The organism is Kangiella sp. TOML190, from assembly GCF_023706045.1.
GTDB lineage: Bacteria > Pseudomonadota > Gammaproteobacteria > Enterobacterales > Kangiellaceae > Kangiella.
The window spans coordinates 682,882-698,393 of sequence record NZ_BQYL01000001.1 but is presented as its reverse complement, the minus strand read 5'-3'; the positions used below and the strand labels follow the sequence as shown (position 1 = coordinate 698,393).

General features: G+C 46.0%; 13 protein-coding genes. 7 read left to right on the top strand and 6 right to left on the bottom strand.

Features of this window, described 5'->3' with window-relative positions; all coding sequences use genetic code 11:
- Window positions 1–2: 2 nt before the first annotated feature.
- Together NFS34_RS03325 and NFS34_RS03320 are read right to left on the bottom strand one after the other, a co-directional pair.
- The gene (locus tag NFS34_RS03325; protein ID WP_251358466.1) at window positions 3–977 is read right to left on the bottom strand and encodes a D-2-hydroxyacid dehydrogenase; all 975 of its coding nucleotides are present in this window, start codon (window positions 975–977) and stop codon (window positions 3–5) included.
- 26 nt (window positions 978–1,003) lie between these two features.
- Window positions 1,004–1,798 carry a 2-keto-4-pentenoate hydratase gene (locus tag NFS34_RS03320; protein WP_251358465.1) on the bottom strand — a complete coding sequence of 265 codons (795 nt, stop codon included), beginning with the start codon at window positions 1,796–1,798 and terminating at the stop codon, window positions 1,004–1,006.
- A 7-nt stretch (window positions 1,799–1,805) separates the two neighbouring features.
- Here NFS34_RS03320 and uvrD point away from each other — a divergent pair, with 7 nt between their 5' ends.
- Window positions 1,806–3,980, top strand: a complete 2,175-nt coding sequence (uvrD, locus tag NFS34_RS03315; protein WP_251358464.1) for a DNA helicase II — start codon at window positions 1,806–1,808, stop codon at window positions 3,978–3,980.
- A 196-nt stretch (window positions 3,981–4,176) separates the two neighbouring features.
- Window positions 4,177–6,036: a S8 family serine peptidase gene (locus NFS34_RS03310; protein ID WP_251358463.1), complete on the top strand. Its 1,860-nt coding sequence runs from the start codon at window positions 4,177–4,179 to the stop codon at window positions 6,034–6,036.
- Window positions 6,037–6,114: 78 nt separating this feature from the next.
- On the opposite strand, the gene NFS34_RS03305 is transcribed toward NFS34_RS03310, so the two are convergent.
- The gene (locus NFS34_RS03305) at window positions 6,115–6,828 is read right to left on the bottom strand and encodes a 2OG-Fe(II) oxygenase (protein ID WP_251358462.1); all 714 of its coding nucleotides are present in this window, start codon (window positions 6,826–6,828) and stop codon (window positions 6,115–6,117) included.
- A gap of 96 nt (window positions 6,829–6,924) precedes the next feature.
- Here NFS34_RS03305 and NFS34_RS03300 point away from each other — a divergent pair, with 96 nt between their 5' ends.
- Complete coding sequence (locus tag NFS34_RS03300) at window positions 6,925–8,037, top strand: TRAP transporter substrate-binding protein (protein ID WP_251358461.1); 1,113 nt, start codon at window positions 6,925–6,927, stop codon at window positions 8,035–8,037.
- Here NFS34_RS03300 and murI read toward each other — a convergent pair.
- The 3 genes from murI to NFS34_RS03285 are packed head-to-tail and all read right to left on the bottom strand — an operon-like array spanning window position 7,967 to window position 10,817.
- Entirely contained in the window at window positions 7,967–8,818 is an 852-nt protein-coding gene (gene murI / locus NFS34_RS03295) for a glutamate racemase (RefSeq protein ID WP_251358460.1), read from the bottom strand. The two genes, NFS34_RS03300 and murI, sit on opposite strands and share 71 nt — an antisense overlap.
- A 45-nt stretch (window positions 8,819–8,863) precedes the next feature.
- Window positions 8,864–10,249 (bottom strand): TRAP transporter large permease subunit, encoded by a 1,386-nt coding sequence (locus NFS34_RS03290; RefSeq protein ID WP_251358459.1) that lies wholly within the window; start codon window positions 10,247–10,249, stop codon window positions 8,864–8,866.
- Window positions 10,242–10,817 (bottom strand): TRAP transporter small permease subunit, encoded by a 576-nt coding sequence (locus tag NFS34_RS03285; RefSeq protein WP_251358458.1) that lies wholly within the window; start codon window positions 10,815–10,817, stop codon window positions 10,242–10,244. Before NFS34_RS03285 ends, NFS34_RS03290 begins: the two co-directional genes overlap by 8 nt.
- A 735-nt stretch (window positions 10,818–11,552) precedes the next feature.
- Between NFS34_RS03285 and NFS34_RS03280 the strand changes: the two genes are divergently transcribed.
- From NFS34_RS03280 to NFS34_RS03265, 4 genes are read left to right on the top strand one after another with little or no spacing between them, the layout of a single operon-like run.
- Window positions 11,553–12,509 carry a ubiquinol oxidase subunit II gene (locus NFS34_RS03280; protein ID WP_251358457.1) on the top strand — a complete coding sequence of 319 codons (957 nt, stop codon included), beginning with the start codon at window positions 11,553–11,555 and terminating at the stop codon, window positions 12,507–12,509.
- 1 nt (window position 12,510) lies between these two features.
- Window positions 12,511–14,472, top strand: coding sequence for a cbb3-type cytochrome c oxidase subunit I (locus NFS34_RS03275; protein WP_376707929.1), 1,962 nt, complete (start codon window positions 12,511–12,513; stop codon window positions 14,470–14,472).
- A complete protein-coding gene (gene cyoC / locus NFS34_RS03270; protein WP_251358455.1) occupies window positions 14,469–15,110 on the top strand; it encodes a cytochrome o ubiquinol oxidase subunit III in 642 nt (213 codons plus the stop codon). Before NFS34_RS03275 ends, cyoC begins: the two co-directional genes overlap by 4 nt.
- Complete coding sequence (locus NFS34_RS03265; RefSeq protein WP_251358454.1) at window positions 15,107–15,427, top strand: cytochrome o ubiquinol/quinol oxidase subunit IV; 321 nt, start codon at window positions 15,107–15,109, stop codon at window positions 15,425–15,427. The genes cyoC and NFS34_RS03265 overlap by 4 nt, the downstream gene beginning before the upstream one ends.
- The last annotated feature ends 85 nt before the right edge of the window (window positions 15,428–15,512 follow it).

Genomic DNA, 15,512 nt, shown 5'->3' with positions numbered 1-15,512 from the left:
ACCTAGCGGCGATTAGGCAAGTTGTTATTGGATAAATAGTCAGTTAAGTTCGTAGCCATTTTATCAATTAAGCGCACTTTGGCTTCCTGACTCGCCCAAGCGATATGTGGAGTGAGCACTAGATTGTTCAGTGGCTTGTTCAGCAACGGATTGTCAGCGGTCGGTGGTTCTTGCGATAAGACATCCAGCGCTGCCCCTGCAATCATCTTATTTTGCAAAGCTTTGGCCAGATCCGTTTCATTAATAATGGGCCCGCGGGCGGTATTGATTAAGTAGGCGCTGAGTTTCATCTGTTGCAAAAACTCACTATCGACGAGCTGTTGAGTCTCTGGCGATAAAGGGCAGTGTAGGCTAATAAAATCGGCTTTTTGTACTGCGTCCATCAGTGGTTCCTGATTAGTCCTAACGGGGCGATTAGGCAGCTGCGCAAAACTTACCTTCATACCAAAGGCTTGCGCCAGTTGTGCCACTTTTTTACCAATATTACCCTGCCCAATAATCACTAGGTTTTTATTCGCTAACTCGATGGTGGGGTAATTGGTTAGGGTAAAAATTCGGCTAGCTTGCCAAGCGCCTGACTTGGTCAGCCGATCATGCTCAATGGTACGGGTGGCAAAATTCAGCATAAATTGTAGGGTCAGTTGCGCCACCGTATAGGTTGAATAGTCTTCGACGTTTAAGGCTTGGATATTTAGATCTTGGCAGGCGTTTAGATCCAAATTATTCATGCCAGTAGCAGTTAATTGAATCACCTGTAGGTTCGGTAGCTGCTCAAGCAGAGCCCGATCGAGTACGACTTTATTGGTGATAATCACCTCACAATCAGCACAACGCGCCAAGACTTGGCTCGGCTCGGTTTGACCATAAATTTCAAATTGGTCGAACAGCTGACTCACTGGTGATAAATCAACGCCGCCGCTGCTGGCTGGATCTTGCCAATCGCCAAGCGTATCGGCATCGAGTAAAACCGCTTTCATATTTGCTCCTAAACTGTCGACTAACACTATTGAATAGAAAAACTTAACTGACCCAGTTCGCTAAAGTCCGCATCGTATTGACCGCGTTCGGCAGGGATCATCTTGCCTAAAACGCCGGTAATTAAAATATCGCCTTTTTTGAGCGAGTAGCCAGCACTTTGTAGTCTCATCATTAACCAGCGAAGCGCTACCAATTGATCGCCCATAGCATCGGTCGCCTTACCTTTTATTACCGTTTGCCCATTACGAGTCAGTTCCGTGGTGATGGAATTGATGGTGCTTGGGTTTAAAGGTTTGGGCTTGCCAATCAAGAAGTGATTAGATGCAACATTGGTGGTTATCAAATCGATCCCAGTGACCTTGCTCAGATTGGGGAAATCTAGGTTTGGTAGTTCAATCACTGCAACGGCCTGGTCGAAAAAGCCGCGAATATCCGGTGGAAAAATCACAAATTGAGGCAGATCGGTTTTGAGGATAAAGCCAATTTCCGTTTCCAACATCAAGCGCTGGTAGTCGTTCAATAGATAGACTTGACGCTCATAAGACAGCCCTTCTTTAAATAAGACGCCGGCTATGGGTTGCGTAACCCCAAACTTGGCTTGACCTACCTGACTGGTGAGCCCTGCTTTATAGCCAACGATAGTTTTATGCTGATTTTGTACTCGCAACTGCTGTTTTTGATAAGCTTTAGCTACCGGATCAAGTGGCGGTGTGGCTGTATAGGGTGATTGGCAGCTAACTAGCGAAATAAAACTGAAAAAGAGTAAAAATACAGCCGCTTTTTTCATACAATGGTCATCAATCAAAATTTTAATAAGCATACCCTAAATGGATGCCTCAAGCATACTCGAGTCGCTAAACGAGCCACAAACTGAAGCAGTAACCGCGCCCAACAAAGCCTTGCTGGTGTTAGCCGGTGCTGGCTCGGGCAAAACCCGTGTATTAGTACACCGGATTGCTTGGTTGGTTAAGGTCGAGGGCGTCTCACCGAATGGAATTTTGGCGGTGACCTTTACCAATAAAGCGGCGCACGAGATGCGTGGGCGGGTTGAGGATATGCTGGCAATGCCGGCGCGCGGTATGTGGATTGGGACTTTCCACTCGATTGCGCATCGCTTATTACGCGCCCACTATAAAGATGCTGGTTTACCCGAAGGTTTTCAGATCCTCGATTCGCAGGATCAGCTCAGAGTGATCAAGCGGGTGATGAAAGAGCTTAACCTAGACGATAACGAATGGCCGCCAAAACAAGCCCAGTGGTATATCAATGCGAAAAAAGATGAGGCGCTAAGACCGGGTGATATTCATCATCATGGTGATTTTTTTGTTAGCACCATGATCAAGGTGTATTACGCCTACGAAGAAGCCTGTAAAACCGCCGGCCTGGTAGATTTTAATGAGCTGTTGCTGCGTGCTTATGAGCTATGGAGCAAAAATCCGCGCTTGTTACAGCACTACCAAGAACGTTTTGCGCATATTTTGGTGGACGAGTTTCAAGATACCAACCATATCCAATATGCTTGGATCCGGATGCTGTGTAGCGCTAACAATCGTATCACCATAGTCGGCGATGACGACCAGTCGATTTACGGCTGGCGCGGCGCGAAAATCGAAAACATCCGCCAGTTCGAACAAGATTTCCCCGATTGTAAAGTGTCCCGTTTGGAACAGAATTACCGTTCCACCTCGACGATTTTAAAGGCGGCCAACGCCGTGATCGCCAATAACAATGACCGTTTAGGCAAAAACCTTTGGACCGATGGTAACCAAGGGGAGCCGATTGCGGTTTATGCGGCTTTTAATGAACAAGAAGAGGCGCGCTTTATTGCGGCGCGGATTGAAGATTGGATCGGCCAAGGCAACAGTTATAACGACATAGCAATCCTGTATCGCTCCAACGCCCAGTCGCGGATCTTGGAAGAATCGATGCTGTATAAAGGGATCCCTTATCGGATTTATGGCGGCTTGCGCTTTTTCGAGCGCGCCGAGGTTAAGGATACTCTGGCCTATTTGCGGTTAATGACGAACCGTAATGACGATGCCTCTTTTGAGCGGGTGGTGAATCAGCCAGCGCGCGGTCTAGGACAAAAATCGGTTGATGCGATCCGCGAATTGGCGCGAAGTCAGCAAGTGTCTTTGTGGCAGGCTGCGGAAAAAATGGTAGCGGAGAATTTATTAACTCCGCGAGCCAAGAATGCCTTGGCTGGCTTTGTAAATTTGATCAATGAGCTTGATCAAGATACAGCCGAGTTGGAGCTGGCTGAGCAAACTCAGATTGTTATTGAGCATTCTGGCTTGTTAGAAATGTACGGTAAGGAAAAAGGCGAAAAAGGCCAAGCACGCAAAGAAAACTTGCAAGAATTGGTGAGCGCTGCACGTGAGTTTGATCCGGACGAAGTAGTGCCAGAAGAACTGCCTGATATGGAGCCTTTGACCGCCTTTTTATCCCACGCTTCATTGGAAGCTGGCGATACTCAAGCTGAAGAATACCAAGAAGCGGTGCAGATGATGACGCTACACTCGGCTAAGGGTTTAGAGTTTCCGCTAGTCTTTATCACCGGAGTCGAGGAAAAACTATTTCCCCATCAAATGTCGCTTGATGAGCCAGGCGGACTCGAAGAAGAGCGGCGTTTGGCTTACGTCGGCATCACCCGAGCGATGCAGCAGCTGTATCTGACCTATGCGGAAAAGCGGCGTTTATTTGGGCGCGAAACCTATCCGCAAATGTCGCGCTTTATTCGCGAGATCCCTTCGGAATTATTAAGCGAAGTGCGTTTAAACACCCAAGTGCAAAGACCTGTTTTCACCAAATCATCACCCATCCGCAAAAAAAGTCCCGAAGGTTTCTATCTAGGCCAATTGGTTAAACACCCCAAGTTCGGCAAAGGCATCATCATTAACTATGAAGGCGATGGCCCGCAAGCTTCGGTACAAATTAATTTTGAAACCGAAGGGCTAAAAAAGCTGATGGTAGCTTATGCCAAATTGGAAGCCGTTACCTAAAATGTAAAAAATATTGACATTAATTTAAGTAATGTTAATTGCCTCATAAAATTAGTTTAAATAATGATTGATGGCGACTTTCTGAACTGCTATAACTTGCAAAGTCCGGTTAACGGAACAACAACACTGGTTAGTTTTGAGTGTTAAGAAGGAGAGGCTATAAAGCCTAAATTATAACCAATCACGGGGTAGTTCCATGAAGTTATCTATGAAAAGCGGCCTAGTGCCTGCGGCTGTTGCTGTGGCTATGGGTTTAAGTTTATCCGTCCAAGCTGAAGACGTTTCTGATCGTTTGATCATTAAATATAAACAACACGTTAATCTAAAAAATAAATCTGGTTTTAATGCCATGAACAGTATGGCTGCGCGCACCGCAGAGTCGATGCAGCATCGCCGTTTTATGCACAATGGTGCACAAGTAGTAAAGCTTAATCGTAAGCAAAATCGCAAGCAATTAGCACGTTTGATGGCACAAATTGCCGCCGATCCGGATGTGGCTTTCGTAGAAATTGATGCGATTAAAAAGCCTTTCGCAACGGCTAATGACGAATTTTATAATCTGCAGTGGCACTATCATGAAGCTACTGGCGGTATTAACCTTGAAGACGCTTGGGATCAAGCTACGGGTGCTGGGGTGAATGTAGCGGTCTTGGATACGGGTTATCGTCCCCACGTTGACTTAGCGGCCAATATTATTGGTGGCTATGACATGATCAACGATACCTTTGTTGCTAATGATGGCAACGGTCGTGATTCAGACGCGCTCGATCCAGGTGATTGGGTTACTTTTAATGAGTGTGGTGGCTTTAACTCAGCGCAAGACTCAAGCTGGCACGGTACCCACGTTGCCGGTACGGTTGCTGCGGTAACCAACAATAATATTGGGGTTGCTGGCGTTGCTTATAATTCTAAGGTAGTACCGGTACGCGTCTTAGGTAAGTGTGGTGGCTATACTTCGGATATTGTGGATGGCATCGTGTGGGCATCTGGCGGTAGCGTTTCGGGCGTGCCGGGAAATCCTAATCCTGCCAAAGTTATCAATATGAGTCTTGGCGGCTCTGGCGCTTGTTCGCAGTCGGAAATCGATGCGATTAATACCGCTAAAGCCAATGGTGCTGTGGTGGTGGTTGCTGCGGGTAATAGCAATGCCAATTCTTCAAATTACAGCCCAGGCAACTGTCCAGGCGTTATTAACGTGGCGGCAACCGGTCGTCAAGGCGAGCGCGCTTCTTACTCAAACTACGGCTCCAATATTGATGTTGCAGCGCCAGGCGGCAATGGCAATGATGGCATTGCTTCAACCTTGAATGATGGTGCTCAAGGTCCGGGTAGTGATATTTATGTGTATTACCAAGGAACTTCGATGGCAGCGCCGCATGTGGCGGGTGTTGCGGCTTTGATGTTTGAGGCGAACCCAAATGCGACACCGGATGAAATCGAGCAGGCGTTAAAAGATTCTGCACGAGCCTTCCCATCTGGCTCTAGCTGTAATACCTCTAACTGTGGTGATGGTATTGTGGATGCGGCTGCAGCAATCGCTGAAATCGATGGCGGCACGCCACCCACCAACCAAGCGCCTAACGCGAGCTTTACCTTTAGCTGTGCCGATTTAAGCTGTAGTTTCGACGGCTCTGGTTCCAATGATCCGGACGGTTCCATTGCAAGCTATGCTTGGTCATTCGGTGGCTCTGGTGCAACCACTAATCATACCTTTGGTAGCGCCGGTACCTATGCGGTCACGCTAACCCTAACCGATAATGACGGTGCGACAGATAATGCTACTCAGCAAGTCACAGTAACTGATGGCGGAACCGGCCCAGCGCCAATCGATTTATACTTCGACGGCTTTACTCGCAAAGGCTTCTTAAAAGTTCGTTGGTCTGGAGCAAATGGCTCGCGTGTCGATATTTATCGCGATGGCACTAAGATCAAAACTACTCGTAACGATGGTAAGTGGAACGATAAGAATGTTACTGCTGGCGTAACTTATACTTATCAAATTTGCGAACGTAACTCGACTACCGTTTGTTCGGATGAGGAAAGTGTAACGCCTTAATGCTTATCTAAGTATGTAGTGAGTACCTAAGGGAAAAAGCCCAGCAATTGCTGGGCTTTTTTTGAGCTAGAGAAAAATTTATCCTTGCGGTGCTTGTTGGTACATATCTTGCGCTCTTTGATACAAGACCCAGCTGGTGAAAATATATTTATCGTCGGAAATTGGCTTTTGTCCGCGGTGGGTGTGGGTAAAGCCAGCGGGCGCGATCAGTAGCGAGCCTTGTTTGGGTTTGGAGCGAATTTTTTGAAAGTAAAATTCGGTTTCGCCGCCTTCCTCGACATCGTTTAAGTAAAACATCCAAAGCAAAGTGCGGTGTAACGAGTCCTGATGGGGATCTTGCGGGTGCGGATAATGTTCCGAATGCCAATGGAAATAGCCGCCTTTGCCTTTTTCATACTTTTGTAAATTAACTGAGCCAAGGCGATACACCGCGCGTAAAAAATTCGCCAGCGAAGCGTCGTCCATCTTTTCCACATCAACGTAGGATAATGGCTCCATTTCACCATCTTGGTTTTGATAGGTGAGGGAAATCGCACCGGCAAGCATAAAGGGGTGTTGGCGAACGTATTGAATCAGACCTTGTAAGACAATATTTTGCAGATGGGTCATTTCGTCTTGCCATTCATCTGCAAAATTAGTGATGGTAATATCGATACTGTTCTTTTTAATTTTATCCACCCCATGACCAGTTTCTCCTTGGCGTTTGTTTGGGCTTTGCTCGAATTTATCAATACAGCGCTGACAAAACTCAGGGCTAAGCGCGTTTTCATAGATATTAATAAAACTGGACATGCGAACTCCATTCTGGGGTGAAAAGTTGAACAAATTTGCCATAGCCTATTATAGTCGGTACATTGATGCCAGTAGTTTTTTAGAGCTTAAAATAAGATGAAACGTAGAAAATTTATTGGCGGCTTGGGTGCGACGGCGGTGGGACTTAGCGCTTGTAGCAAACCGAATAAACCGCCAGAGAAAAACCAATCCGCATCCGCTAGTGGCAATAGCTTTAGCGGTAAGGTGATTGAGTGGACCATGGTCACGACTTGGCCGAAAAACTTTGCTGGATTGGGTGAAGGAGCGGAATATTTAGCACAACTGATTAATCAGATGAGCGGCGGCCGGATGCGAGTGAAGGTTTATGGCGCTGGCGAATTAGTGCCGGCCTTGCAAGTGTTTGAGTCGGTGGCGATCGGCGCTGCGCAAATGGGTCATGGAGCAGCTTATTATTGGCGCGGTAAATTAGCGATGGCGCCGTTTTTTGCCTCGGTTCCTTTTGGCCTGAATGCACAAGAAATGAACGGCTGGTTGTTGCACGGTGGCGGCTTGGAGCTTTGGCAGGAGCTGTATGATCCGGTGGGTTTAATGCCTGAACCCGCAGGCAACACTGGGGTGCAGATGGCGGGTTGGTTTAATAAAGAAATCCACTCCATGCAGGATGTGCAAGGGCTTAAAATGCGTATTCCAGGGCTTGGCGGCGAAGTCTGGAAACGGGCTGGCGGTATTCCAGTGCTGATGCCTGGCTCGGAAGTTTTTACCTCGCTGGAAACTGGGGTGATTGATGCTGCTGAATGGGTCGGCCCTTATAACGATTTGGCTTTTGGTTTGTTTAAAGCGGCTAAATATTATTATTATCCTGGCTGGCACGAGCCTGGCACTACGCTAGAAGCCTTGATCAATAAAGATGCTTATCAAGCTTTGCCAGAAGATCTGCAGCAAGTGGTCACTCAAGCTTGCCGCGCGGCTAATGCGGATATGTTGGCGGATTTTACCGCGCGTAATAACCAAGCCTTGCAAACCTTAGTGGAAAAACATGGAGTCGTGCTAAAAGAGTTACCGCAAGAGGTGTTAACGGAGCTGGCTAAAATTTCTGATGAGATGTTAACCGAACAAGCAAGCAGCGATCTGGATCGACGGATACTGGAGTCTTTTATCAGTTTTCGCGATCAGGCGCGTCAATGGCATAAGGTTTCTGAGCAGAGTTATTATGATGCAAGAAGTTAAGCGGCTTGCCCAGTAATTTGCTCATAACCGCTGAACTGGTTACGGTATCGCCGCTATTGTAGAAGCCGGAGTTGTTGCTTGATGAGTTATCGCCAGATGCGAGGTTCAGTAGCTGCTTTTCTGCAATCACCTTGTTCAATTGTATAGAAACCGCCTCAGCGTTATCTACAATGGTTAATGGGGCATCGCCAGCGACGGTTGTAATGCTAGGACTTAAAAACGGATAGTGGGTACAGCCAAGCACTAGAGTATCAATACCATTTTCTAACATGGGGTTTAAATAGCGCCCAACTAACGCTAAGGTTTCAGGCGCATCCAATGCGCCTTGTTCGACCTGTTCAACAAACCCATGGCATGCCGATTCATAGACTGTGATATCTTTGGCGAAGCGCTGTTTTAATAACAGGTAGCGCTCGCTATTAAGGGTATGTTCGGTGGCGAAAACGCCAATTTTCCCCGTGTTGGTTAAAGCCGCTGCCGGTTTAATGGCGGGCTCGATGGCAATAATTGGAATATCGTATTCAGCCCTTAACCATTCGGCCATAAGCGCGGTTGCGGTATTGCAGGCAATCACCATGGCTTTGGCATTGTTTTTGGCAAAAAAATCAGCGATAAACAAACAGCGCTGTTTTAACAAAGTTTGATCCAAGTTGCCATAAGGTGCGTATTTCGAATCAGCGAAATAGAGCAAGTTTTCATTCGGCAGCTGTTTTTGCACCGCCTTTAAAATAGAAAGGCCGCCAACTCCGGAATCAAAAATACCAATTGGGCGCTCGGACATAGGGTGTTTATTTTCCTACCATAAGTGTGTGGTTAAACCATCGGATTAGTTTAGCGTTGCGGGAAGCCAAGTCGCCAGCGATGGCCATAGCGCAATCATAATCAATACCAGCATTTGAATTATAATAAAAGGTATGACCCCTTTGTAGATATGCTGAGTTTTAATTTCCGGCGGTGCTACTCCGCGCAAATAAAAGAGCGCGAAACCAAACGGCGGCGTTAGGAACGAGGTTTGGAGATTAATCGCGATTAAAATACCTAACCAAATTGGATCGGCGCCCATTAACAATAATACGGGGCCTATAATCGGCACTATGACAAAAGTGATCTCGATAAAATCGAGAATAAAGCCGAGCAAGAACATCACGATCATGACGATCAACAAGGCTGTAAACAAGCCGCCGGGCAACTGACTAAAGAACTGATGGATCATCTCATCACCGCCCAACAGGCGGAATACTAGTGAGAAAATTGAAGCGCCAATTAAAATTAAAAAGACCATGCTGGTGGTTTTGACCGTCGCGCGCATGACCTCTTTTAGCCGCGCTAGACTGAACTGTTGGCGAACGATAGCCAATAAGATTGCGCCTAGAGCTCCAATGGCCGCAGCTTCGGTGGGGGTGGCGAGTCCTGTTAAGATTGAGCCTAAAACCGCCACGATTAAAATTAGCGGCATGCTTAAGTTTTTGAATGCAGCAAAATACAGCTGGCGTCGGCTGATTTCGGAGCTCGACTCAATTGCCGGTGCTCGCTCGGGATGACGCCAAGCGATAAAGGCGACATAGGCCATATAGCTCATCACCAAAATTAAACCTGGGATCACCGCGCCCATAAACAAATCGCCAATGGACGCCACCTGATCGGTTTTTAAGCCCTGTCCCTTAGCTTCGGTCATCGCATTAGCCAGCACGTCTCCGAGTAACACCAAAACAATTGAAGGCGGGATAATTTGTCCTAAAGTCCCCGAAGCACAAATAACGCCAGTGGATAATTCGGGTTGATAACCTCGCTTTAACATGGCGGGTAAGGACAGCAGCCCCATAGTGACCACGGTAGCGCCGACGATGCCCGTACTGGCTGCCAATAGCATGCCAACCAGTGTTACTGCAATTCCCATGCCGCCGCGCAACTTACCAAATAAGGTAGCCATCGAGTCCAAGAGATCTTCGGCGATCTTGGCTCTCTCGAGCATCAAGCCCATAAAGATAAATAGAGGAACTGCGACTAAGGTGCCGCGCTCCATAATTTTAAACAGACGACCGCCGAGAAAATTAAAGCGCGTGGGTTCGATAATACCCAGCCAAATGCCAATGGCGGCGAACAATAAGGAGACCCCCGCTAGACTAATGGCAACCGGATAGCCCAATAGCAACACTAAGCAGACGCAAGCGAATAGCAATAGGGGCAATAGATCGATAAGCAGCTCAAGCATGCGGTTGCTCCAACTTTTGATCGTCGCTCAGATGACTGCTAAGGTTCGGATCTGGGGCTTTGCCCAGTAAAAACAGTAGATTTTTCAAGCTGTTGGAGAGGCCTTGCAAAAACAAGCTGATTGGCAGAAGCAGTAACAAGCCCATTAACAGATACAGATAAGGAATACCGCCAGGATCGTTGGAGCCTGTCTTAAGAGCCCAATTCAAAGCTACTGTATTGACCGAATAGTGGTAAATAAACCAGCACACAGGAACCAGCAAAAAGACAAAGCCAAAAATTTCGACCCAAGCTTTTCGGCGCGGCGTGAATTTCTGATAAAAGACGTCCACTCGCACGTGCCCATTGTGCTTCAAGGTATAGGCAGCGCCAAGCATAAAGACCAAAGCGTGCATATAGGTCACTGACTCTTTGAGAGGGATGGCGCTTAAGCTGAAACCATGCCGTAAAATCAGCACCAAAACCACCGCCAGCACCATAAACAGCGTTAGCCAAGCGATGACCCTTCCCGACCATTCAATCAAGGCATCCAAGATACGAATTAAGCGTGTAAAAATAGGCGTTATCATTCTAATTTTTGCTTGTTTAGGAATTAATCAATCTAACTTTTCCACAGTTGAGGATAAAGTCTATACTTTTTTTCAGATGAGAGACAACTTTCAGTTATATTTATAAACATTTGTTTTTATTAAATTTTATCCAATGCAAATATGACTTGCTCTAATTCATCCTGTTTTAAGGTGTCACTTTTAACTTAGTTATCGGCTTTTTTATCACAGACTTATCCACAGAAATTGTGGCTTTGTGGATAACAAAAGACAGTTGTGCTTCTAAGATACTGAAAATGCTTGAAATGATCCATTTAATCTTGAACTGGAGTCGCCATTTTAGCAAGCTGGCTCCCTTGAACTTGCTTTGAAATTGGCTGAGTTTGGCTAGCGTTAAATCTGGCTATTCGCCTCAATTCCATATGATTTTTGACCCCGCTAGCGCGGTCTTTATCCAGAATAGGTCAGTAAAATAAAAACAAAAGTGAAAAACCATATTGAGATCAGTGATTTATAGAGGTTGTGAGCTAGTTCAAGCTATCCAACTTGTGCTTTTCAAAACCCTCTTATAGACTTGAAGGTAGGTAAATTAAACTTTATAGGAATATTCTAACTAAAAAAGCAGTCGTAATTCATCCACTAACCATTGTGTGTTAATTAAGTTTAGGTCAATGAGCTTTAGTCAATTAAGACTGTTTTTGCTAACCAAACTGTAAATTTGCCGACAGTTAAAACTAACGGTCAAGGATGTTTATTATGGCAGAGGAAAAAACTTCCAGCGGAAAAGGTTTCGGACAATTTCGTAACCTTAGCTATTTGCTTGCGTTTCCGTTCTTACTTTCGAGCTGCTCGAAAGCCAATATGCCAATGCTCAACCCAGTGGGGCAAGTGGCAGAATCTGAGTATGAGCTCTTAGTCATCTCCACCCTCATCATGGCGTGCATTATCGTGCCAGTGATCATTGCTACCTTGTGGATTGCTTGGCGCTATCGAGCGTCTAACGATAAGGCCAAATACGATCCGGAATTTGAAGATTCTAAGCCTATCAATATGGTGACATTGTTTGTGCCGATGCTAACCATTTTAGCGCTAGGCACTGTGACCTGGATCTATACTCATCGACTCGATCCTTATCGACCGTTAGGCGGCGATGAAAGACCGTATGAAATTCAGGCGGTTAGTCTTGATTATAAGTGGCTGTTTATTTATCCCGAGGAAGGAGTAGCAACCGTTAATCAATTGGTAGCGCCCACCGGGCGCCCAGTGACCATTCGCATCACTTCTGATCCCATGATGACTTCGATTTTCATTCCGGCGATTATCAGCCAGATTTATGCCATGCCTGGAATGGAAACCCGAGCCAACTTCTTAGCGCCGGAACCGACCGTGTTGGAAGGAGCCAATGCTATGTATTCTGGCCCTGGTTTTTCAAAGCAACGATTTTTGATGCATTTGCTAACGCCGGATGAATTTCAGGCTTGGGCGGATAATGTTGGTAGCGCAAATAACGTCATTGGCGATGCGGAAGTGACTCAAGAATCGCGGTTGAACTTTGAGCGTTACGAGCAACTGGTTGAACGTACGGAAGGTTATCCAATCACCTATTTTAGTTCGACCGAGCCAGAGCTTTTTAGTCGGATTGTGCAGAAATATATGCCTCATTACAGTATGAAGCCGCTAAAAACCACAGAAGAATATGACAAGGAGCTTTGATATGTTTGGTCGTTTATCAATGGATGCATTACCCCTTTACAGCCCAGTAGCGCTAAGTGGGGCGGCGGTAACGGTTTTAGGTGCCTTGGTGGCAGTTGCCGTCTTGACCTATTTCAAAGCTTGGGGTTGGTTATGGCGTAATTATTTAACCACGGTCGATCATAAAAAGATTGGCATCATGTACATAGTGCTGGCTTTGATTATGCTACTGCGTGGGTTTTTTGACGCTATCATGATGAGAAGCCAGCAAGTTATGTCGGTGGCTGGCGAGGGGTATTTAGAAGGCGATCATTTCCAGCAGATTTTTTCGGCTCATGGCACCATCATGATTTTCTTTATGGCTATGCCCTTTATGAGCGGCTTGATCAATTACCTGTTGCCGTTGCAAGTTGGTGCTCGAGACGTTGCTTATCCCTACATGAATGCCTTGAGTTTTTGGTTAACCGCTGCTGGCGCGGGTTTAGTTCTGATCTCGTTAGTGGTTGGAAAGTTCTCAACCGCGGGCTGGACTGGCTATCCACCCTATTCGGGAATTTTACGAAGTCCCGGAGTTGGCGTGGATTATTGGATTTGGTCAATTTTTATATCCGGCTGGGGGACGACCATGTCAGCAATTAATTTCATTGTCACCATTATCAGGCGGCGAGCTCCCGGCATGAAATTAATGCATATGCCGATTTTTACTTGGACAGTATTGTGTGCCAGCATCATCATCTTATTGTGCTTCCCCGCGCTCACGGTGGCGACTGCCTTATTGGGTCTGGATCGTATTTTTGAGATGCATAATTTTACCAACGAAGCCGGTGGTAACATTATGAACTTTGCCAACATATTCTGGATGTGGGGCCATCCTGAAGTCTATATCTTGGTGTTACCGGCGTTTGGTATTTTTTCTGAAGTCAGTGCAACCTTCTCCAGCAAAAAACTGTATGGCTATAAGCATATGGTATCAGCTACCGCGGTGATCACCATTTTCTCAATGCTGGTCTGGCTACACCACTTCTTTACCATGGGTTCTAGCGCATACGTTAATGCGGTATTTGGTATTGCCACTATGATCATCGGGATCCCGACCGGTTTAAAAATCTTTAATTGGATGTTCACCATGTACCGCGGCAAGGTACGCTTCCATTCAACCATTTATTGGCTGCTAGGCTTTATTGTCTTGTTTGTAATTGGTGGAGCGACGGGTGTGATGCATGCGATTGTGCCGGTGGATTACAACCTGCATAACACGACCTTCTTGGTGGCGCATTTCCACAATATGATTATCCCAGGAGTGCTGTTTGGTTATTTAGCGGGCTACAACTATTGGTTCCCTAAAGCCTTTGGATTCCAGTTGGATGAAAAGTGGGGTAAACGGATCTTCTGGGGTTGGTTCCTTGGATTTATTTGTGCCTTTATGCCGCTGTATGCATTGGGTTTGATGGGGCTGCCAAGACGTACCGCCGAGATCTATGATCCCAGCTTTATGCCATTGCTAGTAGTTGCCTTTATCGGCGCTTGTCTGGTGTTATTTGCCATTATTGGCATGCTGATCCAGCTTTACGTCAGTATTAAAAATCGCGATAAGCTGCGTGATACTACTGGCGATCCTTGGGATGGGCGAACACTGGAGTGGACTATTCCATCGCCACCACCGGAATTTAACTTTGCTCGAGTTCCTTATATTGACGAAATAGATGGCTATGCCGAAGCTAAACGAAAGGGAGAATCGTTAAAGTTAGGTCCTTATGAAGATATTGAAATGCCTAAATCAACGCCTATTGCCTTTATTATCGGAGTCATATCGTTTGTAGCCGGTTTTGCAGCCGTATGGCAAATTTGGTGGTTATTCTTCGTCAGTTTAGTAGCCATTTTAGCGGCGACCATTGTGCGCAGTTATAACGATCATGATGAATATGAAATCACGGCTGAGGAAGTCAAAGAAATTATGGAAAGCCATCAAGGAGTATCGTCATGACAGAAATTACCGCAAGCAACGCTCAGGAGATAGAAGATAAAGAGCACCCAATGGGTAATTTGGGTACTCCTGCTAGTAATGCCAAGCATGGCGAGCGCGCACTGGGTTTTTGGTTTTACTTGATGAGTGACTCCATTATTTTCGCTCTCTTGTTTGCCAATTATGAAGTTTTGATTAATGGTGTCGCCGACGGGCCAAGAGCAAATGAAATTTTTGAAATTGGCCGCGCCGCGCAAGAAACCGCGTTATTACTACTCTCAAGTTTCACTTTTGGCATGATTACCATAAGCGCTTTATCGGGAAAACGAAATCTAGCGCTGATTTGGTTGGTGGTAACCTTTATTTTAGGCGCGGGCTTTATTGTGCTCGAGCTACTTGAGTTTAAAGAGTTAATTGATGATGGCCATGGCCCGCAGCGCAGTGGCTTCCTGTCCTCTTTCTTTGCGCTAGTAGCAACCCACGGTTTGCATGTCTTGTTCGGTCTTATTATGTTAGCCGTAATTGCAGCGCAGATGTTGAGCAAAGGGCTAACTGAACCAGTATTGTCGCGACTGTATCGAGTCGGTTTATTTTGGCACTTCCTTGATCTTATTTGGATCGGGATCTTTTCTATTGTCTACTTGCCAGGAATTTTATGATGAAACCAGTACACCTAAGAAAACCGCATTTAACAGATTATATTTATGGCTTTATTTTGGCGGTGATTTTAACCGTTATTCCTTTTACCGTAGCGTCTCATGGAGACGATGTGGGTTATTTTGCAACGGTCACCGTAATCACCGTTATGGCGATTATCCAAGTAGTGGTGCAGTTAAGGTTTTTCCTTCACTACACCACCGATAGAGTGCCTATCGAAGCCAGGATCGCCTTATTTTTAGCATCTTTTATGGTGATTGTGATGATCTTTGGTAGCTTGTGGGTAATGGGTAATTTGGGCGAAAGAATGATGCCGTGATTGCGCCAATCACTGTATTAATGCTCGGTATTCACTCACTTAACACTCAATAGATAAACGGTAATTGCAGTGTATAGATAGCGCG